Below are 23,918 nucleotides of genomic sequence, written 5' to 3'. Positions count from 1 at the left end.
AATCATTCCTGTCTTTGAAGACTTCGGGCAGTTTCAGTCCAGCGCTGCTCGGGGGGCTCAGGCCGCCCGGGTGATGATGATGCTGGGCGATTTTGCCTTTTCGATCGACACCACGGCATACAACCAGCTGACCCGCGAGGCCAGCTGGCGATGGAGCGAACAGGAGCGGATCGGGAAGCAGGATTTATTGCAGTATACCGGCAAGCCCGGGCGAACCGTCCGGCTTGAAGGAGAATCGCATGCTTTCTTTCGCAAGGGTGTGGATGCTATTAACGATCTCTTCGACCTGGCAGACCAGAATAAGCCTCAGCAGCTGGTCAGCGGTGAAGGAGATGTCCTGGGCTGGTGGGTGGTAATCGACTTCTCAGATACGACCAGCCGATTCCTGCCTGGCGGCGGCCACCGAAACAAAAACTGGACGATGACGCTGAAACATTATGCCGACGACATATCAAACCCGTGACGGTGATGTGCTGGATGCGATCTGCGCGACGCATTACGGCACGGAGAACCTCTCTTATATTGTGACGCAGGTTCTTGAAGCGAATCCTGGACTGGCTGACCGTGGGGCCGTTTATCCGTCAGGTCTGTATATCACTTTACCGGATCTGGCTCCGCCGGTTCAGGCTTCCGCTTACAACCTGTGGGATTAAAAATGGCAGATCAGATTGTTAAACCGGAATATGCTCCCGCTTTCAGCGTCAGCGCTGAAGGAAAAGATATTACCCGTGCGCTGCAACAATGCCTGGCAGAGCTGACGCTGACTGATTACGGCGGTGCCACGGCAAAAGCAGATGAGCTGAAAATCACCCTGCTCTCGGAAACGCTCTCCCTTCCGACTAAAGGCGCTCGTCTTCGGGTGGCGCTGGGTTTTAATGATCAGCTGGTGGATAAGGGCTGGTTCGTGGTGTCCGGCGTGGCCAGCAGCGGCCCGCCACGTTGTATCGAGATTTATGCCACCGCTGCGCCAATGAACGCGCAAAAACAACCGGGTGATGTGATCAGCCAGAAAACACGCAGCTGGGATAATCTGCGACTGGCGGATCTGGTTAAAACGGTAGCGACTGAAAACGGTCTGGTACCGAAAGTGGCCGCAGAGCTCGCCGATATCCATATCGACCACGTTGATCAGGTGGCAGAATCGGACGCCAATCTGCTGACGCGCCTGGCCCGAACATGGAATGCTGTCAGTAAACCGTCGGGCGGATACTGGCTCTTTCTGCGTCAGGGAGCCACGGCAAATGCTTCCGGCGAACAGACCGCAGCTCTGATTATCACACCAGAAGAGGTGTCAAACTGGTCTTACAGCGAAGGAGAGCGGGGCAGTTCGACAGGGAAGGCCACCGCTAGCAGTGGTAAGTCTTCAGGAAAAATCGGCGTACGTTATTACGATGAGGCTGACGGGAAGACCAAAACCACCACGGTTGATCATGATGGTCCCTCAATGGCTAACCCGTATACCCAGCCTGTAAAAGCTACTGCCGATCAACAGGCCAAAGCGAAAAAAACGCAGGCCCGCCGCAATGAACAAAAAATGACAGTAACGGGGCCCTGCCGACCCAGGCACGTTCCTCTCACGGCAGAGTCTGGCGTATACACGTCCGGCTTTGGCGAACGGGAAGATCGCGCCTGGGTGGTTGAGTCGCTGGTGTTTTCCCTGACGCCCGCCGGGTTCAGCTACACATACAACCTGGTGGTTGATATTCGCAAGCCTGCGAAGTCCTCAAAAAAATCCGGCAGTTCGGATAAAACCGGCCCGAATTACTTCGGCTAACACGCCGCCGCCCGGCGACCCTGATACGGAAAAAAATTATGAACGGTGTAAACAGCCGGACCGGGAAACGCCTGTCCGGTAGCGACCATTTGCGCCAGTCCGTCAGCGATATTCTCTCCACGCCTGTCGGCAGCCGCGTGCTGGTCCGTGATTATGGCAGCGATCTGTTTTCGCTGGTGGACAATCCACGTGATGACCTGACCAGGCTACGCATTATCGCAGCGACTGCCACAGCGCTCGCGCGCTGGGAACCCCGGCTTAAGGTCACACGAGTGCTCGTCTCCTTCCCGGCAGATAAAACGGGGTGTGTGGTGGATATCGAAGGGATTAACAAAGAGAACAATCTTCCTGTCAGTACCGGAGGTATACCGATTTATGGCAAGCAGCTATGACGTAATTAACCTGTCCGCCCTGGCGGTGCCGGATGCCATTGTGGTACCGGATACCGCCGACATTTTTACCCGCTGGCTGGCACGCCTGCGTGAACTCGATACGGAATTTGATGCGCTTGTGGAATCGGACCCGGCGTATAAGCAGGGGGAAATCACCGCTTACCAGCTCACCCTGGCGTTCCAGCGGGTTAACGACGCAGTACGCGCAGTTTTCCTTGCCAGTGCCAGAGAAGCCGATCTCGACCAGCTGGGCGCGGCCTTTAACGTTTCCCGTCTGGTGATTAATCCCGGCGATCCGGATGCGGTTCCCCCTGTCGATACTGTTTATGAAGACGACGACGCTTTCCGGGAACGTATACAGCTTTCGTGGGCGCAGCTGAATACGGCCGGCGCGCGTAACGCTTATCGCTTTCATGCCAAATCTGCGGATAACGATGTGCTGGATGCGGACGCCTACGGGCCAGAAACCCATAACCGGCCCGGCGAGGTAGATGTGTACGTGCTCTCGCGCACAGGGAACGGTCAGGCAGGACTCATTCTTATTGAAACTGTCATGAACACACTGAGCGCGGATGAAGTCAGGCCGCTCACCGATTTTGTCAGTGTGAAGAGTGCCAGTATCGCCAGCTATACCGTTAAGGCTGAACTCGAAATACCAGACGGTCCGGATGCACAGACGGTACTGGAAAACGCGATAAGTACGCTGACGAGCTACACACAGCTTTCCCATCGTATTAATGCCATCGTACCGCTTTCCGCGATTTACTCAGCACTTCAGCAGCCCGGCGTATCCAGAGTTAAGTTGCTCAGCCCGACGGCTGATCTGGAAGCGGCAGCAGGACAGGCCCCGTGGTGCAGCGCGATAAACGTCACCCGTAAAGGAGGAGTGAGTGGATAAATTTCGATCTCTGCTTCCACCTTCAGCTATTCACCCGGAACGGGCGCAGGAACAGGCAAGCACTGAGCTGATCACGGCGCTGGATACTGACATGGTACGTAAGGTGAAAAATCCTGATACCTGTCCCGCACATTTGCTGCCATGGCTGGCCTGGGAATTCGCGGTGGATTCATGGGAGGAGGCCTGGACCGAGGAAGAAAAAAGGCAGGTGATCAGGGATGCCGCTTATGTCCATCAGCACCGGGGCACCGCCGGGGCGGTCAGGCGGTCGCTGAGCGCCGTCAGCCTCCCGACCACCGTGATTGAGTGGTGGGAGGATACACCGCGCAAGGATCCCTACACCTTCCGCGTGGAGGTATACAGCTTACAGGCTGTTGACGAAGCACTTTACCAGCGCATACGGCGCCAGGTCGATAAAGCCAAAAACCTCCGCAGCCTGTTGACCACTATCGATGTGATCGCCGATCTGGGTGCGAAGGGAACTTATTATGCCGGCGGTGCTGTTACCGCCTGGATTGACGTTGTTATTGAGGCCGGAGAATAACCATGGCTGAGAAGTATTACAGCATTCTGACAAACCGGGGCAAGGAGCTGGAGACGCAATCCTCTGCAACCGGGAAGCCCGTCATCATCAAAGATTTTGTTGTGGGGGACGGGAACGGGCAGGCCGTTAGACCGGATCCGGCGCAGACGAAGCTGGTGCGTGAGGTATATCGCAGCGCAATTTCTGCACTACAGGTTTCTCCGGATCAGGCGAACCAGTTTTTTGCTCAGCTGGTCCTCCCGGTTGCCGTTGGAGGATTCGTAGTCAGGGAAGTAGGCCTGCTGACAGATGCTGGCGAACTGTATTCTGTTGCGAACTGTGCTGCAATTGAAAAGCCTGAAAACGGTGTCAGCGTCAGTTTGCAATTCCGTCTTGCAGTATCTGATGCAGCAAACGTAGAGCTCAAAGTAGCGACCGGAGATGGTCTGTTCCTGCGCATTGATAAAAACCTGTCTGAAATAGCGGCGAGAGGGGAGGCTGCACAAAAAGGGTCTCGCGAAGCCATAGGCGTTTATGATGCGACAACCTCACGCAAAGGACTTGTGCAGCTCAGTAGCGAAACCGACAGCTCGTCAGAGACGCTGGCTGCGACACCGAAAGCTGTCAGAGAAGCCGCTAAGGAGATCAAGGACGCGCTGGGAACGTCCGCATCTAAAGACGTCGTCACTTCAAAAACAGATGCAACTGCTGGCCGCGTGCCGGTTGTAGGCTGGATGGGATTAGGCGGATATGGTTCGGACATTCTGCTTTCTGCTGCTGATGCCAAAAAACCTCTGCGGAATGGCTTCTACGGCGTGCAGTCGGAGCCGACATATGGAAATGCTTCCCTGATTAGCTTTGGCTATGACTCAGGCTCTCAGGTGCACCTTATTGCAAAACAAGGTGGCCAGGCGCCGTTAATCGGGCTGGCAGGCTCTACGCCACAAGGCGTTTTTGGTGACTGGGGAAAAATTTACACAGAGTTTCAGAAGCCCACCGCGACTGAAGTCGGTGCTGTTCCATATCGAGGGACGCTGGGTACAGTCGATTTGAATACAGTCAGAGGTAGGCAGTACGGGCGATTTAATCAGGCTTTAACTGCCAATGCCACTACTGCGAGGAATTACCCCATTACTGAAGCCGGCGAACTGGATGTTCACCAGACCAGTGCAAATGGAGCGGAGGCCTGCGTACAGGAATATCGTACTTTCAGTTCTCGTCGTGTTTTCCTTCGATCTTATAACCCGGCAGATAACACGTGGACAGAATGGTGTGAGTTCTATACAACAGCCAAAAAACCAACCGCGACGGAGGTTGGAGCGCTGCCTGTTACTGGTGGGACCGTCACGGGTAATGTGATTGCGAATGGGTATTTGCGTGCAGGTAATACTCGCAAGCTTGAAGTCAGTTCTTCAAATACATCCACCCTTGATGGGATAATTAATCTTTGGGGTAATGCTGACCGACCGACAGTATTAGAATTTAAAGATGCGACGGGATACCACTTTTATTCGCAACGAAATGTAAATGGTTCCATATCATTTAATTTTAATGGTGCCGCAGAAGTCCTGGGGGCAATTTCTGCCCATGGTGAAATTGTTTCAAGAGCTGCGAATGGCCTGCGTATCGCCTACGGTAATTTTGGCGCATTCTGGCGAAATGATGGCACAACGCTTTATTTGATGTTAACGAACTCTGGCGATTCGCTGGGTAATTACAACTCACTTCGCCCGCTGTATGTGAATCTAACCACGGGCGCCCTTCAGTCAGGAACGCCGCTATCGGTTTACAACACAATCACTGCAAGCGAACAAATTACCGCAGGCAAAGAAATGGTGGCAGGTTATTCTGGCCCCTACGCCTGGGCTGAACAGTACAAAGCAAAAGCGCCTTTTTTTAACGCGTATTCGACAACCGGTTCGAGTGAATATCATCCCGTAATCAAACAACAAGCGACAATTGCGAGTAAAAACTCTTGGGCATTTTCAATGGGTTCTCTGGTCGCGGGAACCGAACTTTCATGGCATCTGCACATGAAAGGCAGTGGCGGATCAGAGATTAATTTTAAATGGGACACAAATGGCAACTTTAACGCGCCGGGGCAGGTGAATCCGGGCAGCTATGCCAATTTTGATAACCGTTATTACACCAAAGCACAATCAGATGCGGGGTATATGCCAAGAACAGGCGCATACACCAAAGCCGAGAGTGACGGGCGTTTTCAGCCTAAAGGGAGTTACACCCCTGCGGGGCAGGCTTACACTAAGGCGGAAAGCGATGCGCGGTATAACCTCAAAAATACCGCAACCAAATCAGCCAATGCCATGACGCATAAAGATGCTTCAACAGGTGTTATGGAAGTAGTTATGAGTAATATAAACGTTCCAAGCAAAACAAATGTTAATGTGACATTTCCTGCGGCTTTTCCAAATGCATGTGTAGGGGTTGTAATTACATATAATGGGGCAGGGCATGGGTCTGGCGATGATTCGGCAATTTATGTTCCGTCTTATTCACGTACAGGATGCACATTATATGCTCATAACGCCGATGGCAAATTTATGCTAATTGCTAAAGGATATTGAAATGAAGATTTATTTTAGCCCTAGCGAAATTGGTTTTTATCATGAATCAGATAAACAAGCTTATTTACTAGCAGGTACGTGGCCGAATGATTTACTTGAAATTTCGGAGAAGTGGTTCCTGTATCTGTTGGAAGGTCAACAGAAAGGTAAGGTAATCACTGTAAATGATTACGATCAGCCTGTCCTTGTAGACCCGCCAACCGCCACTAAAGAGCAGCTCCTTGCCGAGGCTGATGCTCAGAAAGAAGCGCTCATGAACTCAGCCACTGCCGTAATTGAACCATTGAAAGATGCCGTTGAGTTAGGCATGTCAACAGATGAAGAGGAAGATTTACTGTTGGCATGGCAGCAATATAGGGTGCTGTTGATGCGGGTTGATACATCGCATGCACCAGATATCGAGTGGCCTGTATTGCCAGTATGATAATCAGGAATGCTTAAATTTTAATATTAACTTCTTCTCATTGTAGGCAACAGTGTTGTCCGGAATGTCTTTATTAACAAAAGTCATTGCGCCTATCGTGACATTGCTGCCTATAGTGAGATTGTTACCGATAATCGAGGTCCCAACTCCCAGATCAACGTTATCACCTATTGTTATCCTTGGGCTGGAGTTTTCATTCTTTACCCCCCCACCAATGCCAATGGTACAGTTATGTCTTATTTTGAAATTTCGTCCGATAATTACACATCCGTTTATAACAACTGATGTGAAGTGAGTTATATGAAGACCAGGTGCAATTGTAGCTGGCAGCTGTATCTCAGTGTTGTACTTTTGGACAAGTTTTCTATTAATTCTTCTGGCCAATTGTTTTTTCCATTTGGCATCAGAACTATAAAGATAAGAAGCAATTCGCCACCAAAAATTAAAGCGTCTCTCAGGGCACTTTAATGCTTTATGAAAAACGCGCGTCCATGAGAATTTCTTGTCGCTTTTCATTACTTCAGCTTGTAAGCACTCACGTAAATGGCGTTTTGATAGTTGATTACTCATTTTGAAATTCTCATTTTCACTTTTTCTGACTGGATCCGCGAATACAGCCTCTTTCGAGGCTTATCGTTTTTCTCGTCCGATTACTTTATCTGCCGCGACACGAGACAGGAAGCCAGACCGACTGCCGTATTCTGGATGCGCGGCCACAAACTGATCGATACGGCGGATCAGCAATGAGGGAAGCGTCACATTGATTTTTTCCGCTTTTCCCATCAGGCGAGTTATATCCACGTCAACCAGGGCCCATACCGCACCGGTGTATTCCGGATCAGATAGCCAGTTTTCGACGGTCGTTGCTTCCGGAACGCTCTCGCCATCTTCAACCAGTAATTCGATGTGTGCCTCGATCGCTTCACGTACGCTTTCGATCGCGTCCTGATAATCATCACCGCCAGAGAAGCAGCCAGGAATATCAGGTACGCGAACGCCGAAGGATGAATCGCCTTTATCAATAGCAACAGGGTACAACATGTAAACCTCCAGTGGGGGGGCTTAGAGCCCCGCCTGTTTTTTGATGCTTTTCAGTGTTGGTAACGGTATGTCTTTCTGTGGATGCTTTACCGTTACCAGCCCCTTTTTCGTTGGGTGTTTGAACTGGTGATGACTGCCTTTAACTCTCACTAGATACCACCCATCGGCTTCTATCATTGCTATTGCATTCCTGCTATCCATCCTCCGGCTCTCTGTGTTGTCTTGATGGGGTTATAATAACCCCGAAGAAAACTGATGTCAATCCATTTTGGGGTTATAGGGGTTATCGGAAAAATAGTTCATAACATACTTATTCATCGTTATATATAGTTGTTTTTTAAGGGTTTAATCCTGATTGAGAAAGGGTGGGGATACACATTTGTCATTAGGTGCGCTAGATCTTTTTTTACTTGCCATCTCTAAAACCTCATATAAACTCATACCTAGCATTTTTGTACAATTTTTTGTTTAAATCGAGGGGATATGGGAAACGCAATACTGTGGTATGAGATCAAGAACATCGGTAGTTTTGAGGAGGAAGGGGGTTTTGTTGACCTTACCACCACTGCTAAGGACAAAAAAAAGGAGTTATGGGTTGATGTTGATGGCCATAAAGTAAATCTGATTACAGCTATCATGGGGGCGAACGGATCCGGTAAAACTACGTTGCTGAAGCCAATGTCCTTCTTGAGCTGGTTTTTTTGGTCTATACCTGCAAAAGTAACAGACTATTTATATCTTAATATTAATCGTCCGTTTGTACATCCTGGGATGATAAAAATCTGTTTCGTCATGGATGGAAAAGTTTATACGTATGTTATCGTCGCCTGCGATCAGTTTATAATTAAAGAAGAATTATATGTTAAAAATGAAAATAACAAGAACATATACGTATTTAAGAGGAAGTTGAATAAAAATAATTACAAACTCGAAATTGATAAACAGAAAGAAGATTTTAGTTCTAAGGAGATAGAGGCTTTTTTAAAAAAAATATCTTATGATTATATTGAAAAACCTGAGCTATTTCCATTGGGCGAATTAGAAGGTAAAAGAACCCCATCTAACACGAGTATTATTTCCGCAGCTCGTAGGGTTAATGTACCATTAGCAGTTGAAATAGCTGATACGATGAGCAGCACTACCAACGTTAATGCAATGGGGCGCTACAGCTACGACTACGAAGATTTAGGCGCAACAGCAGAAGACTTATATGAAGACCCAGTGGCCTTTAATAATGTTAAAAACATTCTAAGGAAATGGGATCTCGGTTTAGACGATATAACGATTGAAAAAGAAGAAAAAGTTGATGTCAATGGAGAGAAGGAAACATACTATCTTCTAAATGGAATTCACATTAAGGAGGATGGTACTAAATTTGCTTTGCCATTTGCTTTTGAATCTGCGGGTACTCAGAGTGCTTTTATCAGACTACATAATATAATGCAATGCTTAAAAAAAGGAAATGCTTGCTTTATTGATGAGCTTGGAGATGATCTGCATCCACATATGGTTAAACCTATACTTGAACTATTTATTAGTAAAGAGACAAACCCTTTACATGCTCAATTGGTGTTTACTTGCCATAAACCTGAACTAATAAATTATTTAGGGAAGTATCGGGTGTTAATCACTGAGAAAAAATATAACAAAAGCGTTTGTTATCGCCTGGATGACTTCCCATCTAGCGAAGCTAGAGTTGATGATAATATTGCTGCAAAATATCTTGCTGGGGCTTTTGGAGGAGTGCCAGATTTATGAGAAAGCCCAAGCGCATGAAACGCGGTGTTGAACGAACTAAGCTTCTGATGTGTGAAGGTATTACTGATAAACGATTCGCAGAATGTATCAAGAGACTTCATTCTTCTCGAGATGCAGGATTTAGTGTAAAACTTGATGAGGCTGGTGGAGGTGGACCAAAATCAGCTATATTAGCTGCAATCAATCATGCAGGAGGTTTTGATAAAAGAGTTGTTTTTATCGACTCTGACCTAGTAATACCAAAAGATGCATTAGCGGCTGCTAATAATCACAATATTAAGATTATTCAGTCCTCACCATTATGTCTTGAAGGGTTTTTAATGCGGTTAATGGGGCATAATCAGCAGTTTATAAGCTCGGAAGAAGCAAAGATGTGCTTCCATAAATGTTTTAACCTTGATGGCGTTGTAACTCAGGAGTGGTATGAAAAGAACATAACGCTTCTTCATATCAATACTATCATAGGAAATGAGAAACACCCATGCAAAAAAATAATGAGCGATTTACGTGACGTCTTTACCGTGTTCTAAGACTGCCCGTATGGGCAGTTCTTTATATTATCTGCAATAGAGTACCGTAATAGCCTCTTCATAACTCATAATATTCGTAAAACTCTCACCACTCAACTTTTTGAAAACAGCCAAAGCAAAATTTTCAGGTTATCTGATACTCACGTTCGATGTAAATTCTATGGTTAATTTTCGATCGTTTTGGGCCGATTGCTTTCCTAACATAACTTAAACGATCCCCGTCAAATCTAGTAGTAACTAAAAGGCAATCTTAGGAAAAAGACATCTAACTTATTGAAATTATTTTAATATAAAAGGGATTTAAAATCCCTCGGCGTTCGCGCTGTGTGGGTTCAAGTCCCACTCCGGCTACCATGGGAAAAGTAGAATAAAATCAATGATAAGCAGTGTCGTATAAACCACCGAAAGGTGGTTTTTTATTGCCTAATTTTCGCCATTCGCCATTCTTTCGCCATTCAGCTTCACCACAAAAAGAGGGCATTACTGCCCTCCGACTACCGGAACTATAGGAATTTTTCTATCATAACGTGCTGTCTGTGACGCGTTTTTATGACCAGCGATTCCCTGTTTTTCGTTAAGCGTTCCTTCCAGATCCGATCTCCCTTTAGATTTGCTGCTACGAAGTTAGGTTATGGTAATAACGAGGCTGACTTAGTCTATGGCGTCGTTGATCTCTCTTTATCGGCATATGGTGCGGGCAGAAAAGTTTTGGGTCCCAGAGAGAGGTCTTGGAGTTTATTCCACGATTATATCAGAGGTTGGCAAGAGGCTTTTAAAACCGCAATGGCGCTGGATTTGACCAGTGGGAGTATTACGGGGTGGCAGATGTACCAGATAGCAAAAGAGAATTGATTATGTCTCAAGAGTTAGAATTTTCGCTTCATCCACCTGTTTGGCCTGCCGTGGCCTATTTCATTGTATCTATTGCAATTTTTCTCTTGCTTTATCTCGGCAAACTAAAAGTTAACAGGCTGCATAAATACCCGCTATTTATCGCGTATAGGGTGTTTGTAATCGCTATTGCAGCCGTTCAGATAAACATCTTTGCCAATGGCTACGAGTTTGTCAGCAGCTTTTTGCATATAGATTTTGACCCCTATCGCTATGACTCGGTATATTGGGGCTCATTGTTTTTCTCCATAATTTACTTGCTGGCATTGCCCCGGAACAAGTTTTAGCATAATTAAATTTTCATTTAAGGGACGCTATGTCTTTACCGCCATTGTATGCACTGCGTGCGTTTGAAGTTGCTGCGCGGTTGAACTCCTTCAGTAAAGCCGCTGAAACGCTCAATATTACGCCGGGCGCGGTCAGCAGACATGTCCGTACCCTTGAACTGTGGTTCGACTGCGAGCTTTTCAAAAGGCAAGGTCCTCGCGTGGAGGTCACTGAAGCCGGGCGAGTGCTTGCCGGACAGCTGAACGAAAGCTTCACGAGCATTGAATGGGCCTGCCGGGCATTTCGCAGTGAAAACCATCTGCTGCGGTTAAAAACACCCAGCACCCTGACCATGAGATGGCTTCTCGACGTGCTGCGATCTTTTCGCAACAACCATCCAAAACCGCAGGTGGAGATTGCCAGCGTCTGGATGGACATTGACACCGTTGATTTCAATCTTGAGCCATACGACTGCGCCATCCTTCTCGGTAATGGCCGTTTTGGTGAGACAACGGAAAGCCAGCTGCTTTTTCATGAATGGCTTATCCCGGTTTGCACCCCATCGCTTATCGAACCGGCCCGGCAGCAGCTTTCGCAATGCGATTTGATCCATCCTTCACCGGACAGACGTGACTGGCGGCGCTGGCTGCGAAGAACAGGATTGTTTCCGGGGCTCGATATGAGCAGCGGCATGGTGTTTGATACCCTTGAACAGGGAAGTATCGCCGCGATGAACGGGCACGGCATCGCTATCGCCGACCTGCATCTCACGCTTGATGCCCTGAAAAGCGGCCTGCTGGGCCTGCCGTTCAGGGAAGCTATCGCGACGGGAGATGGTTACTACCTCGTCTGGCCAAAAAATTCGCTCAAAAGAGAGAGCATCCAGCACCTTCTGGGCTGGCTGCAAAACCATACCCCGGTCGTTCCGGCTCTGGATATCGATTACCTGGAATACGATGAAAGCCGGGTTTATTAATACCGTTATGAGTAAGAGATGTTTGCCATCTTTTTATAGCGTTCTGGCAAAGCGCTGTTCAGGCTGAGTACCTTATCCAGAATATAAAATGCTGGCGTGTTTTTCTGCTGCTCAGCGTCAATAATTGCACCGCGTAATATCGTGGCGGCAGACGAAATCCTGTGAAAATATTCTTCAGTCTCGGGCGTCTGTAATTCACCCGACGTGGCGTAGCGCACGTGCGGCCAGCCGGAGAAGTCGAGCAGCGGAAGGGGCTTTCCTGCTTCAGGATGACAGGCTGAAATCAGCGCAGCCGCTTGCTTAGGGTCGCGATGGGCAACGGACAGCATGTATACGCGCTGCGAAAACGGTGACAGAGCCTCTGAGTGATGTTTCGTCGCCATAAGCATGGCCATAAAATCCTGTAAATCATCGGCTGAATCGGTGTCAGGTGGTAATACAGTTTTCATTAACTGATATAACGCATCAAGTGTCATATTTGCCCCGGATCCTCTTATCATTATTATTCAGTTTGCGGCTGAACGTTTTATCGACCCGCGCAAAGGCGGGTCGTAAAGATGATATTTGAATGCGGTCGCATCAGAAAAACGATTAATAATGGCAATCACTGTGAGTTTTTCTCACTATAGCCTCCAGGCTTCACACGCCGCCCAGGTACGCCTTTCTCACCTCCGGATCCTTCAGCAACGCCTCGCCGCTGCCGCTTAACCGAATCTGGCCGTTAACCATCACATAGCCGCGGTCGGACAATTTCAGCGCGTGGTGGGCATTCTGCTCGACCAGAAAAATCGTCATTCCGTTACGGGCCAGTTCGCGCAGCGTCTGGAAGATCTGTTTAACCACGATGGGTGCGAGGCCGAGGCTGGGTTCATCCAGCAGCAGAAGTTTAGGACGGCTCATCAGCGCCCGGGCAATAGCCAGCATCTGCTGTTCACCGCCGGAGAGCGTCATCGCCCGCTGGTTACGCCGCTCCTTGAGGCGAGGGAAGAGGTCGAACATGCTTTGCATATCTTCAGCTGCATGCTGATTGCCGACGGGGATTGTCCCCATCAGCAGGTTCTCTTCTACAGACATATCCGGGAAAATGCGTCGTCCCTCAGGTGCCTGCGCGATGCCGCCGGTGGCAACATAGTGGGTGGATTTGTGGCTGATATCCTCGCCGCAGAAGAGGATCTGCCCGTTGCGGATCCGGGGCTGACCAAAGACAGACATCAGTAATGTTGACTTCCCCGCGCCATTAGCGCCAATCAGGGCCACGGTTTCCCCTTTGTTTACCTCAAGTGAAACCTGCTTCAACGCCTGGATCACCCCGTAAAAAACGTCCACATTATGAAATTGAAGCATCGGTGCGCTCACAGATTTACCTCGCTTTCGTCAGTGCCCAGATACGCGGCAATCACTTTTTCATTGTGCTGGATCTCAGCCGGTTTACCTCTGGCAATCACATCGCCGTGATCGAGCACAATGATGTCATCTGAAATGCCCATCACCATCCCCATATCATGCTCGATCAGCAAAACCGTGATGTCGTGGTGGTCGCGCAGGAACCGGATGATCTCGCTCAGCTTGTGCGTCTCCACCGGGTTCAGACCGGCAGCAGGTTCATCGAGACAAATCATCTCCGGGCCGGTGCACATGGCGCGGGCGATTTCGAGGCGTCGTTGCTGGCCATAGGACATTTCCCCGGCCAGACGGTTCGCGCAATCTACCAGATCCACCACCTCCAGCCAGTAAAACGCCCGGTCCAGCGCCTCGTTCTCTGCCCGACGATACGCAGGGGTGTTCAGCACCCCCGCCAGCAGATTGCGATTGACGCGCATGTGCTGTGCCACCAGCAGGTTTTCCACAACGGACATCTCGCGGAACAGGCGGATGTTCTGAAACGTGCGCGCAAGACCCGCGCGGTTCACCAGATGCGTGCCGCCAAACATCTTATAGAACAGGCGTTGACCAAGCTGCGCCGGGCTGAGCCAGTCGCCCGGCTGGAGTTTCTGGCCGAGCACCTGAATGACATTGGTAGTTTTATTTCGTGCATTGAACAGAATGTTGCCGCCGGAGGCCCGGTAGAAACCGGTCAGGCAGTTAAAGACGGTTGTTTTTCCCGCGCCGTTAGGCCCAATGAGTGCAGTAATAGAGCCGCGCTGCACCTCAAGATTGACGTCGTTTAAGGCCTTGATCCCGCCGAAGTGCATCATCAGATGTTCTACACGCAAAATCGTTGCGTTCATGGCGCCACTCCTTTACGCACGGCAAATCCGCTGCGGTTGATGCGGATCAGACCGCGAGGACGCCAGATCATCATCACCACCATCAGCATGCCAAACAGTAGCACGCGGTATTCCGCAAAGCTGCGCAGCAGTTCCGGCGTGACGGTCAGCACAAAGGCGGCCAGTACGACGCCGACGGTGGAGCCCATCCCGCCCAGGACCACAATCGCGAGGATGAGGGCCGATTCAAAAAAGGTGAAAGAGGTGGGGTTAACAAACCCCTGCCAGGTGGCAAAAAACACCCCGGCGATACCTGCCGTCGATGCGCCCAGGGTGAAGGCCGAGAGTTTGACCAGAACGTGATTCAGCCCCATGGAACGGCAGGCAATCTCATCCTCACGGAGCGCTTCCCACGCGCGTCCAATGGGCATTCGGGTCAGCCGGTGTTTAATGTACAGCACCAGCATGACTACCAGGAACAGTACCGCATAGATGAAAATAAACTTCATGTTGGGGTTATAGGTCAGGCCGAAGAACTCGTGGAAGGGGATGCCACCTTCTTTGGCGCGTCGGCCAAACTCCAGGCCAAAAAAGGTCGGAGCAGGGGCTGAAACGCCGTTAGGCCCGCCGGTGAAGGTAAGCCAGTTGTTCAGCACCAGACGGATGATCTCGCCAAACCCGAGCGTGACGATGGCGAGATAATCCCCGTGCATGCGCAGCACCGGAAAGCCGAGCAGGGCGCCCGCGCCCGCAGCCATTAGCGCCGCCAGCGGCAGCATGCTCCAGAACCCAAGCCCCAGATACTGATACCCGAGCGCCAGTCCGTAAGCGCCGATGGCATAGAAGGCGACATAACCCAGATCCAGCAGCCCTGCCAGGCCAACGACAATGTTCAGCCCAAGACCGAGCAGGACGTAGATCAGTCCGAGTATAGCGACCGTCAGAACGTATTTTGTGGCCACAAACGGGAAGCAGATCGCCAGCGTGACAATCAGCGGAATGATCCAGCGCATGCGGCTTTTATACGCCGGTGGCCGGACATACACCCCCGCATTGTCGGATTCAAACCGCGCCTGTAAACGTCTTCCGGCCGCCGTAGCTGAAAAGGCGCTCAGCAAAAAGCGTCCCAGCATCACCGTGCCTACAATCCACGCCAGCCGCTGGCCGTCAAAGGTAAAGCTGTAACCATCCAGTATCACGCCCGCAATCGGGCCGAAAATAATCAGGGCGATCATTCCGGAAAAAAACGCGTCCAGAATGCAGCGCTTCAGGGAAAAGCCGTCAGAGGTCATCGCGTTGTTCCTTACACTTTAGCCACGACAGGGCGGCCCAGCAGCCCCTGAGGACGGAAGATCAGGATTAATACCAGCAATCCAAACGAGAACACGTCTTTATAATCCGAGTTCACCATCCCGGAGAATTGCGCTTCTGCGACGCCCAGAATCAGCCCGCCAAGCATCGCACCGGGCAGAGAGCCGATGCCGCCCAACACCGCCGCCGTAAAGGCCTTGATGCCGATAACGAACCCGACGTAAAAATCAAAGGTGCCGTAATTCATGGTGATCAGCACGCCCGCCAGCCCGGCCATGGCTGCGCCGATAACAAACACCAGCGAAATAATTCTGTCGGTGTTGATACCCAAAATGGAGGCCATCTTACGATCCTGCTGCACCGCACGGCACATGCGCCCTAAGCGGGTACGGTTGATAATCCAGGTCAGCACCAGCATGCCCGCGAACGAGGCGATGAGAATAAAGACTTTGGTATAGGTTATCTGGACAAACCCTTCGCCGAGGTGAAAACGCAGCACGCCATCCAGCATGGTCGGTACGCCCTGCTGCCGTGGGCCCTGGCTGAGCTGGACGTAGTTTTGCAGTATCAACGACATCCCGATGGCCGAAATCAGCGGCGCCAGACGCGTCGAATTGCGTAGCGGCTTATAGGCGATGCGCTCAATCGTCCAGCCATAAACGCCGGTGACCACGATGGTGAAAACCAGGGTTCCCAGGATCAGCAGCGGAAAGGAGTGGAGTCCAAAAAACGCCAGCAGGGCCAGGCCAATGGCCGAGAGATAGGCGGAGATCATATACACTTCGCCGTGGGCGAAATTGATCATACCGATGATGCCGTACACCATGGTGTAGCCGATGGCGATAAGACCATAGACCGAACCCAGCGTTAAGCCATTAATTAATTGTTGCAGGAAGAATGTACTCATGGTCGCGCACCTGAATAAAGGGTTACGCCGACAGTCAGACCTGCCGGCGTTGAGCAGATTCCGTCCCGTTATGGCACTTCTTTATATTTGCCTTTGTCGTCCCACTGGTAGACCACGTAGTCAGACACTTTGAGGTCACCTTTGCTGTCCCAGGCTTTTTTACCCATCACCGTGTCGACAGGGTTGGCCTTCAGCCACTCGCTGGCTTTTGCGGAATCCGTCCCTTTCGTGGCCTTGAATGCCGCTGCGATAGCCTGCACAGACGCATAGGCGTAGAGGGTGTATCCTTCTGGTTCAAATTTACCGGCGCGGAATTTCTCGATGACGGCTTTTCCGTCCGGGATCAGGCGCGGGTCTTTACCGAAGGTCATTTAAATACCGTTGGTGTACTGCGCCCCACCGGCGGCGGTGACCATCTCTTCATTGACGATACAGTCTCCCGAGAAGAACTTCGCCTGCACGCCCTGTTCACGCATCTGGCGAACCAGCGGGCCCGCTTCCGGGTGACAGCCACCGAAGAACACCACGTCTGGTTTTTGTGCGCCAATTTTGGTCACCAGCGCGTTAAAGTCTTTCTCCCCGCGGGACAACCCTTCGTACATCACTTCCTTAACGCCGCGTTTCGCCAGCGCCGCTTTAGTGGCGTCCGCCAGCCCCTGACCGTAGGTGTCTTTATCGTGGATGATGACGACCCGTTTGGCTTTAAGCTTATCAAGAATAAAATCGCTGGCGACCTGGCCCTGCTGGTCGTCACGTCCGCACATGCGGAACATATCGCTCATGCCCCGCTCGGTAATAAGCGGGTTCGTTGAGCCGGGGGTGATGGAGAGGATCCCGGCATCGCTATAGACCTCGGAGGCGGGCATGGTCGACGAGGAGCAGAAGTGGCCGACGACCGCTTTCACTTTATCCTGATCGACTAAGCGGTTGGCGACGGCAACGGCCTGTTTGGGTTCGCAGGCGTCATCGCCCTGAACCAGTTTGATTTTCTCACCGTTGATCCCGCCAGCGGCGTTAATGTCTTCCGCCGCCTGCGTAGCGCCATGCCAGTATTGATCGCCATAGGTTGCGTTCGGGCCTGTGAACGGCCCGGCCACGCCGATCACGATATCGGCCTGTGCAGAAAAGGCCGTCACCAGACAACCGGCCAGCAACAGGGAGAGGGGAGTTTTGGTAAATTTCAGCGACATTATTATGTTCCTTAGCAAAGAGGTTTTTGCACCAGGTAGAAACCCGAACGCCTGATGGCATCGTAAATCCAAAAACAAGAGCGAGAACAAAATGCACTTTAGAAGCAATCTTGTGCTTAATACGGCGAGGATCCCACGCACCGCGAAGCGCGCAGAACATTAAGCAAAAAGGTTGCCAGAATGGTTAATCCCTTGACCGGGTCACAACACGTTGAGTATAGAGCGCCGTTTTATGCGCCTTTGCGGGATGAGATGAATTTACAGCGGAGATCACATCTCCTTAACAACAAAGCCCATAAGTTGTGCAACGGTCACGATTTGCACGTTTTTGCAGCAATAAAGACCTAAACTTCAGATAGGCATGCGCGGCGATATATGTCAGGATCGTTTTTTTTATCAGGAGTATCAGCAATGGCTGAAGGCCCATTAACTGAAAGCGAGATGGCGTGGCTGGAAGAGACATTAATCTCTTACGGACACGACGATGCATCCGTGATTGACGTGTCCGAACTGGACGGCATGCTTACCGCAGTACTTTCCGGTCCCGTTGTGGTGGAGCCCGACACCTGGCTGGTGGCGGTATGGGGTGGCGAGAAGTATATTCCGCGCTGGAAAAACGATCGTGAGATGAACCGTTTTATCGATCTCTGCTTTAAGCACATGAACGATATTGCCGAGCGTCTGAGCGAGTACCCGGATCAGTTTGAACCGCTGTTTGGCTATAACGACGTTGACGGTCAGAGCTATACCGTAGTGGAAGAGTGGTGCTATGGCTACATGCGCGGCGTGGCGCTGACGGACTGGACATCCTTGCCGGAAGCGCTGGAAGCGGATCTGGCGGTGATTGCCCTGCACGGAACGGAAGAGAACAGCGAGAAGCTGGATGCGCTGACCGAAGAGGAGTATATGGCCAGCATCGAGAGCATTCAGCCTGCGGCGCTGCGTTTGTACAACTACTGGGTCGCTAACCCGCAGCAGCCGGAAGCGAAAAAGCCGATCGTGAACGGGTCGAAGGTGGGACGTAACGATCCGTGTCCGTGCGGGAGCGGTAAGAAGTTTAAGAGTTGCTGTCTGCACTGAAAAAAGGGGCTATTCATAGCCCCTTTTTTTATCCCACTTCCGGCAGCATCCCCGCTGCAATCAAAATCTGCACCAGAATAATCACCACCCCACAACCAAACACCACGCACAGCAGCGGCTTACCACCCGCCACGCGGTATCCTTGCTGCGGATGTTGCTGGCGGCTTTTCCACGCCAGCAGGGAAGGCAGCAGCAGGGCCAGTACCGATAACGCCACGCCAGCATACCCTAGCGCCATCACAAACCCGCGCGGATAAAAGAGCGCAAAGGCCAGCGGCGGCAGGAAGGTCATCGCCCCCGTCTGTAAGCGTCCGGCAACGGTATTGCGACGCTGGAACAGATCCGCCATATAGTCAAACAGGCCAAGCGCCACGCCGAGGAAGGAGGTTGCCAGCGCCAGGTCTGCAAACAGATGTACCGTCAGCTCCACGTGTGAAGAGGCCACCACGTTACGCAGGGCAACCAGGAATCCATTCAGACCAGAATGCTCTGCCATCAGGCCGATAAAGGTGGTGGAACCAATACTGCCCAGCGTCACCATCTGCCAGAACAGGTAAGCAATCAACGGAATGGCGCTGCCGATCACAAAGACGCGGCGCAGCTTGCGAATATCCCCGTTCATATAGCTCACGATGCTCGGCACGCTGCCATGAAAACCGAAAGAGGTGAAAATCACCGGGATGGCCGAAAGCGCCAGACCTTTCTCCAGCGGGAGGGAGAGCAGGTTAACCTTGTGCACATGCGGTGCCAGCAGCACCAGCATCACAACAAGGAAGAGAATTTTGGCGCTGAACAAAAAACGGTTAAACAGATCGACCAGTGACGTGCCCGCACAAACCACACCGCCACCGATCAGCGTAAAGACAATGGCGCCTGTTTCCGGTGAAAGCGACGCACCGAAGCCGTCATTGATACTTGACGCAATTAGCTCCCCGGCGCCGCTGATGTAGGCGGCGGTCAGCGCGTACATCAGGAACATCATGCTGAAACCGGTGATCCACTGCCCGTAGCGTCCAAGATAGCGTGCAGCCAGGGAGCCTAAGCCGGTATCGGCAGGGACATGTTGATAAACCTCCAGCAATAATAGCGCGGTGTAACACATCAGGGCCCAAAGACCGCCCAGCAGCACTACGGTAACCCCAAACCCGACGCCGGCGGCAGCCAACGGCATGGCCAACATTCCTGCGCCAATTGTCGTTCCGGCGACGATAAAAATACTTCCCAGAGTTCTGTTCTTCACGCTTTCCTCTACAACGCTTCCATACCGCGACTCATTCTGCGGCGCAGAGTAAGGGAAAAGCACCATCTCGTCAAATCACCGTTACATAGGGTGTAATGATTAATTTACAAAAAGAAAGGGGGAACCTGCGCCAGCGCAAAGCGTGCCGTGGAGGGAGCATTTAGTCTGCTTTTTATTTGCGAGAGGTAATGATGTCAATTCACGGACACGACGTGCTGAATATGATGATTGAGTCAGGTGAGCGTTATACGAAGGAGAGTCTGGTTGAGGCGATACATGCCCGCTTTGGCGAAGCGGCGCGTTTCCATACCTGTTCAGCTTCGGAAATGACAGCCGCGGAGCTGGTGGCGTTTCTGGCGGCGCGCGGAAAATTCATTCCGGCAGCAGACGGATTTTCCACGCACGAAAGTAAAATTTGCCGTCATTGAATAAAGCGGTGCTGAAAACTCAGCACCGCTTTTCTATTAATTCTGCGTGTCGAGCGTCGACAGCTCTTTATCAATGAAGTACAGACCTTCCCCGGATTTACCTGCCAGAGATAATTTATCCAGCACGGATTTAAACAGCTTCTCTTCTTCGTGCTGTTCAGCCACATACCACTGAAGGAAATTAAAGGTTGGATAATCCTGACTGGTCATGGCGGCATGAGCCAGTTCATTTATTTTCTGGGTGATCAGCTGTTCGTGCTCATAGGTGGCACGGAACAGTTCATCAAGAGAGCCGTACTCGGCGAAAGGCGATACCACGTTATCAATGCGCGGCAGGCTGCCGGTGTCCGTCAGGTAATCAAACAGACGCTGCATGTGCGTCATCTCTTCCTGGGCATGACGACGCAGGAAGGCGGCAGCCCCTTCAAAGCTGTGATAGCTGCACCAGGCGCTCATCTGCTGATAAAGCAGGGAAGAAAATAGCTCAAGATTCATTTGCGCATTGAGCTTGTCGATCATTTCAGTTTTTAACATGGTGCAGCTCCGGTTTATTAATTCTGGTTCACGATGAGCGACACTATAATTTGTTATTTAATTATTTGCAAAAAGTAAAATAAATATTTATTTATTAAAAATACGAATGGGAATAAAACGCATTGCCGCCATTTGTATTTATTAATGAGAATTGTTTTTGTTCTTATTAAATAAACTGCCAGCGTGACTGGCAGTCGCGGTTAATACCACGGATTCTGGCTGGAAGAGGTAACGGCATATCCCTGACATTTATACTGAATGGTCACACTTTCGTTCAGACAGAGTGAACCGCTGATCAGGGTGCAGGTTTTAATCGGCTGCCCGTAGGCTGACGCGGAGGCGTAGCCCATGCGTTGGCAGGCCTTTGTTGCCGTACCGTTATTAACATAGTCATCAGACCAGGCGTTTTGCAGCATGGTCTGGCCATAGTCGAGGCGCACAATTCCGTTTGGGGCATCCGTACTACTGACTTCTGCCTGACGGTTGATGCTGCACCCGGCGAGCAACAGGATCGTTCCGGCGATGATTACATGTTTCATGTTTCACTCTGCGTGACGGGAAATACGCCATTGTAACCAACGCGACGGGACGCAATGGCCGGAATAGCCGGAGGATCTGCCCTTTCACTCTACAACGAGCCGGGCCACCGCGCGAAATTGTGAGCGCATCTTTGTTTTTTAAAACAAGTTTTCACTTAATTTGAAAGTGTGTTTGTTTGATAGTAAGGTTAAGTTGAAAAGGTATCCACAGCGGGATCGCCCGCCATGCATTCAGGAGAGACAAGATGAAAATTGCACTGATGATGGAAAACAGCCAGGCCGCTAAGAATCCCATCATCCTTAATGAGCTGAAAGCCGTTGCTGATGAGAAAGGTTTCCCGGTCTATAACGTCGGTATGAGTGATGAGAACGATCATCATCTCACTTATATTCACCTGGGCATCATGGCGAGCATTCTGCTTAACGCTAAAGCCGTTGATTTTGTTGTCACCGGCTGCGGTACCGGGCAGGGCGCGTTGATGTCCCTGAACATCCATCCGGGTGTGATTTGCGGTTACTGCATCGATCCTGCGGATGCTTTCCTGTTTGCGCAAATCAACAACGGTAACGCGCTTTCTCTGCCGTTTGCGAAGGGCTTCGGCTGGGGGGCAGAACTGAACGTACGCTTTATCTTTGAGAAAGCCTTTACCGGACGCAATGGCGAAGGCTATCCACCAGAGCGTAAGGAGCCGCAGGTGCGTAACGCCGGTATTCTGAACCAGGTGAAAGCGGCGGTGGTAAAAGAAAACTATCTGGATACCCTGCGTGCAATCGATCCTGAGCTGGTTAAAACCGCCGTCTCAGGCCAGCGCTTCCAGCAGTGCTTCTTCGAGAACTGCCAGGACAAAGAGATCGAAGCCTTCGTGCGCGGTATTGTTGGCTGATTTCCTTTGCCGGGCGGTGCGTTGCCGCCCGGCACAGAGCCTTACTTTTTCGATGATACCGCGCTGCCTGCATTTTTGGTCAGACGCAGCGTGTCAACCATTCCCACCAGGCAGATCAGCGCGATCGCCACAAATGCCAGCCGGAAGCTCATTCCCGGCATGCCGGCAATCCCCATCGTCTCACTGACTTTTTCCCCGATACGAATACCAATTGCCCCGAGCGTGATCCCAAGTCCCACGGCAAGCTGCGTTGCGGTTGAAAACAGCGTATTGGCATAGCTCATCTGCGCAGAGGGTACATCCGCAAAGGCCAGCGTACTGATGGCTGTAAACTGGATCGAACGAAAAACGCCACCCAGATAGAGGATCAGCATGACGAGCCACACAGGAGTCTGCGGCGTAAGAAAGGCGCAGGCCAGCAGCGCCAGGACATTAAGTGAACCGTTAATCAGCAACAGCCGCTTAAACCCCAGGCTGCGGATCAGGGGCGTCGTCGCCGGTTTAATGGTGAGATTGCCTACGAAAACGGCCAGCACCAGCAGGCCAGAATGGAACGCGTCCATGCCAAAGCCGACCTGGAACATCAGCGGTAACAGGAACGGAACCGCGCTGATGGAGGCGCGAAACAGCGATCCGCCGTACAGGGTGACGCGAAACGTCGGCACTTGCATCGCATCGAGCCTGATCATCGGCCAGGTTGCCCGCTTAAAGTGGCGCAGCGCCAGGCTCAACGCGACGACACCGACGATAAACAGCGTGGCGGTTAATTCTGTCCGCAGAGGCTCTGCGCCCATCAACTCCATCGCATAAACCAGGCTCACCATGGCAAGGGTGGTGACCACAAAACCCGGCAAGTCAAACGGTCGGCGCGTATCTTCATGCAGGTCCGGAATGATTCGCAGTGCCAGCAAAATGGCGATTATCCCCAGCGGCACATTAATAAAGAAGATCCAGCGCCAGTCGGCATAGCTTGTAATGAACCCGCCCAGCGGCGGGCCGATGATCGGCGCGACCAGCGCAGGCCACGTCAGGGTGGCGATTGCCGTGATGAGCTGATGCTTTGGCGTTGTACGTAACACGGCCAGGCGACCCACGGGCACCATCAGCGCGCCACCAATGCCCTGGAAGACGCGCATTGCGACAAACTCCTCGAGCGTGGTGGACAGGCCGCAAAATACCGAGGCCAGCGTGAAGATCGCCAGCGCGAGGGCAAATACTTTTCGCGCGCCGAAGCGGTCGGCGATCCAGCCGCTGGCGGGGATCAGCACGGCAAGGGTGATCAGGTAGGCGCTGATGCCGATATTCAGATCCACGGCCTGTATGCCAAAGCTTTTTGCCATATCCGGCAATGCGGTGGCGATCACCGTCCCGTCCAGAAACTCCATAAAGAAAGCACCGGCCACCAGCAGTGCCGCAGGCGATAATCCACGGCTCTCTTTGCCGGATACGTTTTCACTCATTCTCTTCCTGCCCGTTCAAAAAATTTTATAAAAATTTACTGGAATTTATAAGTCTGTAACGTGCGGATTTATCGTGCCT

The 23,918-nt window shown here is 51.2% G+C and carries 28 protein-coding genes and 2 pseudogenes; 16 read left to right on the top strand and 14 right to left on the bottom strand.

The window, feature by feature from the left end:
- The first annotated feature begins 1 nt into the window (after position 1).
- Genes ACOTX2_RS01015 through ACOTX2_RS00980 form a run of 8 tightly spaced genes read left to right on the top strand, consistent with a single transcriptional unit; the run spans position 2 to position 6,596 of the window.
- Positions 2 to 463: a phage tail protein gene (locus ACOTX2_RS01015; RefSeq protein WP_371286257.1), complete on the top strand. Its 462-nt coding sequence runs from the start codon at positions 2 to 4 to the stop codon at positions 461 to 463.
- Positions 438 to 653: a tail protein X gene (locus ACOTX2_RS01010; RefSeq protein WP_045899456.1), complete on the top strand. Its 216-nt coding sequence runs from the start codon at positions 438 to 440 to the stop codon at positions 651 to 653. The genes ACOTX2_RS01015 and ACOTX2_RS01010 overlap by 26 nt, the downstream gene beginning before the upstream one ends.
- A gap of 2 nt (positions 654 to 655) precedes the next feature.
- Entirely contained in the window at positions 656 to 1,774 is a 1,119-nt protein-coding gene (locus ACOTX2_RS01005; RefSeq protein ID WP_064499028.1) for a contractile injection system protein, VgrG/Pvc8 family, read from the top strand.
- 38 nt (positions 1,775 to 1,812) lie between these two features.
- Complete coding sequence (locus ACOTX2_RS01000; protein ID WP_045325028.1) at positions 1,813 to 2,166, top strand: GPW/gp25 family protein; 354 nt, start codon at positions 1,813 to 1,815, stop codon at positions 2,164 to 2,166.
- The gene (locus ACOTX2_RS00995; RefSeq protein WP_058686487.1) at positions 2,150 to 3,064 is read left to right on the top strand and encodes a baseplate assembly protein; all 915 of its coding nucleotides are present in this window, start codon (positions 2,150 to 2,152) and stop codon (positions 3,062 to 3,064) included. The genes ACOTX2_RS01000 and ACOTX2_RS00995 overlap by 17 nt, the downstream gene beginning before the upstream one ends.
- Positions 3,057 to 3,608 carry a phage tail protein I gene (locus tag ACOTX2_RS00990; protein WP_045345258.1) on the top strand — a complete coding sequence of 184 codons (552 nt, stop codon included), beginning with the start codon at positions 3,057 to 3,059 and terminating at the stop codon, positions 3,606 to 3,608. The genes ACOTX2_RS00995 and ACOTX2_RS00990 overlap by 8 nt, the downstream gene beginning before the upstream one ends.
- A 2-nt stretch (positions 3,609 to 3,610) precedes the next feature.
- Complete coding sequence (locus ACOTX2_RS00985; RefSeq protein ID WP_421625868.1) at positions 3,611 to 6,172, top strand: phage tail protein; 2,562 nt, start codon at positions 3,611 to 3,613, stop codon at positions 6,170 to 6,172.
- Between the two features lies 1 nt (position 6,173).
- Positions 6,174 to 6,596 carry a tail fiber assembly protein gene (locus ACOTX2_RS00980; RefSeq protein WP_045342274.1) on the top strand — a complete coding sequence of 141 codons (423 nt, stop codon included), beginning with the start codon at positions 6,174 to 6,176 and terminating at the stop codon, positions 6,594 to 6,596.
- Between the two features lie 3 nt (positions 6,597 to 6,599).
- Here the strand turns inward: ACOTX2_RS00980 and ACOTX2_RS00975 are convergent, their stop codons facing one another.
- From ACOTX2_RS00975 to ACOTX2_RS00965, 3 genes are read right to left on the bottom strand one after another with little or no spacing between them, the layout of a single operon-like run.
- Complete coding sequence (locus ACOTX2_RS00975) at positions 6,600 to 7,166, bottom strand: serine acetyltransferase (RefSeq protein WP_045342272.1); 567 nt, start codon at positions 7,164 to 7,166, stop codon at positions 6,600 to 6,602.
- 60 nt (positions 7,167 to 7,226) lie between these two features.
- A complete protein-coding gene (locus ACOTX2_RS00970) occupies positions 7,227 to 7,637 on the bottom strand; it encodes a type II toxin-antitoxin system HicB family antitoxin (RefSeq protein ID WP_032634114.1) in 411 nt (136 codons plus the stop codon).
- 21 nt (positions 7,638 to 7,658) lie between these two features.
- The gene (locus tag ACOTX2_RS00965) at positions 7,659 to 7,838 is read right to left on the bottom strand and encodes a type II toxin-antitoxin system HicA family toxin (protein ID WP_012906750.1); all 180 of its coding nucleotides are present in this window, start codon (positions 7,836 to 7,838) and stop codon (positions 7,659 to 7,661) included.
- 282 nt (positions 7,839 to 8,120) lie between these two features.
- Here ACOTX2_RS00965 and ACOTX2_RS00960 point away from each other — a divergent pair, with 282 nt between their 5' ends.
- Positions 8,121 to 9,395: an AAA family ATPase gene (locus ACOTX2_RS00960; RefSeq protein ID WP_032619509.1), complete on the top strand. Its 1,275-nt coding sequence runs from the start codon at positions 8,121 to 8,123 to the stop codon at positions 9,393 to 9,395.
- Positions 9,392 to 9,925, top strand: a complete 534-nt coding sequence (locus ACOTX2_RS00955) for a glycosyltransferase family A protein (RefSeq protein ID WP_032619510.1) — start codon at positions 9,392 to 9,394, stop codon at positions 9,923 to 9,925. The genes ACOTX2_RS00960 and ACOTX2_RS00955 overlap by 4 nt, the downstream gene beginning before the upstream one ends.
- Positions 9,926 to 10,405: 480 nt before the next feature.
- Here ACOTX2_RS00955 and ACOTX2_RS00950 read toward each other — a convergent pair.
- Positions 10,406 to 10,537: pseudogene (locus ACOTX2_RS00950) on the bottom strand (integrase); the annotation flags it as partial.
- On the opposite strand from ACOTX2_RS00950, the gene ACOTX2_RS00945 reads away from it, so the two are divergent.
- From ACOTX2_RS00945 to ACOTX2_RS00935, 3 genes are read left to right on the top strand one after another with little or no spacing between them, the layout of a single operon-like run.
- On the top strand, positions 10,475 to 10,777 hold the full coding sequence (locus ACOTX2_RS00945; RefSeq protein ID WP_223861941.1) for a DUF4225 domain-containing protein: 303 nt from the start codon (positions 10,475 to 10,477) through the stop codon (positions 10,775 to 10,777). The pseudogene ACOTX2_RS00950 and the gene ACOTX2_RS00945 overlap by 63 nt on opposite strands.
- Positions 10,778 to 10,779: 2 nt before the next feature.
- Entirely contained in the window at positions 10,780 to 11,103 is a 324-nt protein-coding gene (locus ACOTX2_RS00940; RefSeq protein WP_023306512.1) for a hypothetical protein, read from the top strand.
- Positions 11,104 to 11,132: 29 nt separating this feature from the next.
- Positions 11,133 to 12,059, top strand: coding sequence for a LysR substrate-binding domain-containing protein (locus ACOTX2_RS00935; protein WP_032624025.1), 927 nt, complete (start codon positions 11,133 to 11,135; stop codon positions 12,057 to 12,059).
- Between the two features lie 5 nt (positions 12,060 to 12,064).
- Here the strand turns inward: ACOTX2_RS00935 and ACOTX2_RS00930 are convergent, their stop codons facing one another.
- The 6 genes and pseudogenes from ACOTX2_RS00930 to ACOTX2_RS00905 all read right to left on the bottom strand — a co-directional run bounded on the left by ACOTX2_RS00930 (position 12,065) and on the right by ACOTX2_RS00905 (position 17,674).
- The gene (locus tag ACOTX2_RS00930) at positions 12,065 to 12,535 is read right to left on the bottom strand and encodes a hypothetical protein (RefSeq protein ID WP_023306510.1); all 471 of its coding nucleotides are present in this window, start codon (positions 12,533 to 12,535) and stop codon (positions 12,065 to 12,067) included.
- A 163-nt stretch (positions 12,536 to 12,698) separates the two neighbouring features.
- Positions 12,699 to 13,415 (bottom strand): ABC transporter ATP-binding protein, encoded by a 717-nt coding sequence (locus tag ACOTX2_RS00925; protein ID WP_032622411.1) that lies wholly within the window; start codon positions 13,413 to 13,415, stop codon positions 12,699 to 12,701.
- The gene (locus ACOTX2_RS00920) at positions 13,412 to 14,287 is read right to left on the bottom strand and encodes an ATP-binding cassette domain-containing protein (protein ID WP_023306508.1); all 876 of its coding nucleotides are present in this window, start codon (positions 14,285 to 14,287) and stop codon (positions 13,412 to 13,414) included. Before ACOTX2_RS00920 ends, ACOTX2_RS00925 begins: the two co-directional genes overlap by 4 nt.
- Positions 14,284 to 15,558 (bottom strand): high-affinity branched-chain amino acid ABC transporter permease LivM, encoded by a 1,275-nt coding sequence (livM, locus tag ACOTX2_RS00915; RefSeq protein ID WP_063147765.1) that lies wholly within the window; start codon positions 15,556 to 15,558, stop codon positions 14,284 to 14,286. The genes ACOTX2_RS00920 and livM overlap by 4 nt, the downstream gene beginning before the upstream one ends.
- 11 nt (positions 15,559 to 15,569) lie before the next feature.
- The gene (locus ACOTX2_RS00910) at positions 15,570 to 16,484 is read right to left on the bottom strand and encodes an ABC transporter permease subunit (protein ID WP_003859667.1); all 915 of its coding nucleotides are present in this window, start codon (positions 16,482 to 16,484) and stop codon (positions 15,570 to 15,572) included.
- 68 nt (positions 16,485 to 16,552) lie between these two features.
- Positions 16,553 to 17,674: pseudogene (locus ACOTX2_RS00905) on the bottom strand (branched-chain amino acid ABC transporter substrate-binding protein).
- Between the two features lie 411 nt (positions 17,675 to 18,085).
- Here ACOTX2_RS00905 and ACOTX2_RS00900 point away from each other — a divergent pair.
- Positions 18,086 to 18,754: a YecA family protein gene (locus ACOTX2_RS00900; protein WP_063147766.1), complete on the top strand. Its 669-nt coding sequence runs from the start codon at positions 18,086 to 18,088 to the stop codon at positions 18,752 to 18,754.
- Between the two features lie 28 nt (positions 18,755 to 18,782).
- On the opposite strand, the gene tyrP is transcribed toward ACOTX2_RS00900, so the two are convergent.
- Complete coding sequence (tyrP, locus tag ACOTX2_RS00895) at positions 18,783 to 19,994, bottom strand: tyrosine transporter TyrP (RefSeq protein ID WP_063147839.1); 1,212 nt, start codon at positions 19,992 to 19,994, stop codon at positions 18,783 to 18,785.
- 188 nt (positions 19,995 to 20,182) lie between these two features.
- Here tyrP and ACOTX2_RS00890 point away from each other — a divergent pair, with 188 nt between their 5' ends.
- On the top strand, positions 20,183 to 20,422 hold the full coding sequence (locus ACOTX2_RS00890; protein WP_032622412.1) for a YecH family metal-binding protein: 240 nt from the start codon (positions 20,183 to 20,185) through the stop codon (positions 20,420 to 20,422).
- A gap of 36 nt (positions 20,423 to 20,458) precedes the next feature.
- Here ACOTX2_RS00890 and ftnA read toward each other — a convergent pair whose 3' ends face one another.
- Both ftnA and yecR read right to left on the bottom strand, forming a co-directional pair.
- Complete coding sequence (gene ftnA, locus ACOTX2_RS00885) at positions 20,459 to 20,956, bottom strand: non-heme ferritin (protein ID WP_022648525.1); 498 nt, start codon at positions 20,954 to 20,956, stop codon at positions 20,459 to 20,461.
- A gap of 200 nt (positions 20,957 to 21,156) precedes the next feature.
- Complete coding sequence (gene yecR / locus ACOTX2_RS00880; protein WP_063147767.1) at positions 21,157 to 21,495, bottom strand: YecR family lipoprotein; 339 nt, start codon at positions 21,493 to 21,495, stop codon at positions 21,157 to 21,159.
- Positions 21,496 to 21,740: 245 nt separating this feature from the next.
- Between yecR and ACOTX2_RS00875 the strand changes: the two genes are divergently transcribed.
- A complete protein-coding gene (locus tag ACOTX2_RS00875; RefSeq protein ID WP_003859680.1) occupies positions 21,741 to 22,379 on the top strand; it encodes an RpiB/LacA/LacB family sugar-phosphate isomerase in 639 nt (212 codons plus the stop codon).
- Between the two features lie 41 nt (positions 22,380 to 22,420).
- Here ACOTX2_RS00875 and ACOTX2_RS00870 read toward each other — a convergent pair whose 3' ends face one another.
- Complete coding sequence (locus ACOTX2_RS00870) at positions 22,421 to 23,839, bottom strand: MFS transporter (protein ID WP_046619382.1); 1,419 nt, start codon at positions 23,837 to 23,839, stop codon at positions 22,421 to 22,423.
- Positions 23,840 to 23,918: the final 79 nt, after the last annotated feature.

Source organism: Enterobacter cloacae complex sp. IR5412 (genome assembly GCF_049237385.1).
In the GTDB taxonomy this organism is placed as follows: domain Bacteria; phylum Pseudomonadota; class Gammaproteobacteria; order Enterobacterales; family Enterobacteriaceae; genus Enterobacter; species Enterobacter intestinihominis.
This window is presented reverse-complemented; position numbering and strand designations above follow the sequence as displayed.

Coding starts and splice junctions, on each gene's coding strand:
- ACOTX2_RS01010 (WP_045899456.1), top strand. CDS start 438: ATGCCGACGACATATCAAACCCGTGACGGTGATGTGCTGGATGCGATC.
- ACOTX2_RS01005 (WP_064499028.1), top strand. CDS start 656: ATGGCAGATCAGATTGTTAAACCGGAATATGCTCCCGCTTTCAGCGTC.
- ACOTX2_RS01000 (WP_045325028.1), top strand. CDS start 1,813: ATGAACGGTGTAAACAGCCGGACCGGGAAACGCCTGTCCGGTAGCGAC.
- ACOTX2_RS00995 (WP_058686487.1), top strand. CDS start 2,150: ATGGCAAGCAGCTATGACGTAATTAACCTGTCCGCCCTGGCGGTGCCG.
- ACOTX2_RS00985 (WP_421625868.1), top strand. CDS start 3,611: ATGGCTGAGAAGTATTACAGCATTCTGACAAACCGGGGCAAGGAGCTG.
- ACOTX2_RS00980 (WP_045342274.1), top strand. CDS start 6,174: ATGAAGATTTATTTTAGCCCTAGCGAAATTGGTTTTTATCATGAATCA.
- ACOTX2_RS00975 (WP_045342272.1), bottom strand. CDS start 7,166: ATGAGTAATCAACTATCAAAACGCCATTTACGTGAGTGCTTACAAGCT.
- ACOTX2_RS00970 (WP_032634114.1), bottom strand. CDS start 7,637: ATGTTGTACCCTGTTGCTATTGATAAAGGCGATTCATCCTTCGGCGTT.
- ACOTX2_RS00965 (WP_012906750.1), bottom strand. CDS start 7,838: ATGGATAGCAGGAATGCAATAGCAATGATAGAAGCCGATGGGTGGTAT.
- ACOTX2_RS00960 (WP_032619509.1), top strand. CDS start 8,121: ATGGGAAACGCAATACTGTGGTATGAGATCAAGAACATCGGTAGTTTT.
- ACOTX2_RS00955 (WP_032619510.1), top strand. CDS start 9,392: ATGAGAAAGCCCAAGCGCATGAAACGCGGTGTTGAACGAACTAAGCTT.
- ACOTX2_RS00945 (WP_223861941.1), top strand. CDS start 10,475: ATGACCAGCGATTCCCTGTTTTTCGTTAAGCGTTCCTTCCAGATCCGA.
- ACOTX2_RS00940 (WP_023306512.1), top strand. CDS start 10,780: ATGTCTCAAGAGTTAGAATTTTCGCTTCATCCACCTGTTTGGCCTGCC.
- ACOTX2_RS00935 (WP_032624025.1), top strand. CDS start 11,133: ATGTCTTTACCGCCATTGTATGCACTGCGTGCGTTTGAAGTTGCTGCG.
- ACOTX2_RS00930 (WP_023306510.1), bottom strand. CDS start 12,535: ATGACACTTGATGCGTTATATCAGTTAATGAAAACTGTATTACCACCT.
- ACOTX2_RS00920 (WP_023306508.1), bottom strand. CDS start 14,287: ATGAACGCAACGATTTTGCGTGTAGAACATCTGATGATGCACTTCGGC.
- livM (WP_063147765.1), bottom strand. CDS start 15,558: ATGACCTCTGACGGCTTTTCCCTGAAGCGCTGCATTCTGGACGCGTTT.
- ACOTX2_RS00910 (WP_003859667.1), bottom strand. CDS start 16,484: ATGAGTACATTCTTCCTGCAACAATTAATTAATGGCTTAACGCTGGGT.
- ACOTX2_RS00900 (WP_063147766.1), top strand. CDS start 18,086: ATGGCTGAAGGCCCATTAACTGAAAGCGAGATGGCGTGGCTGGAAGAG.
- ACOTX2_RS00890 (WP_032622412.1), top strand. CDS start 20,183: ATGATGTCAATTCACGGACACGACGTGCTGAATATGATGATTGAGTCA.
- ftnA (WP_022648525.1), bottom strand. CDS start 20,956: ATGTTAAAAACTGAAATGATCGACAAGCTCAATGCGCAAATGAATCTT.
- yecR (WP_063147767.1), bottom strand. CDS start 21,495: ATGAAACATGTAATCATCGCCGGAACGATCCTGTTGCTCGCCGGGTGC.
- ACOTX2_RS00875 (WP_003859680.1), top strand. CDS start 21,741: ATGAAAATTGCACTGATGATGGAAAACAGCCAGGCCGCTAAGAATCCC.
- ACOTX2_RS00870 (WP_046619382.1), bottom strand. CDS start 23,839: ATGAGTGAAAACGTATCCGGCAAAGAGAGCCGTGGATTATCGCCTGCG.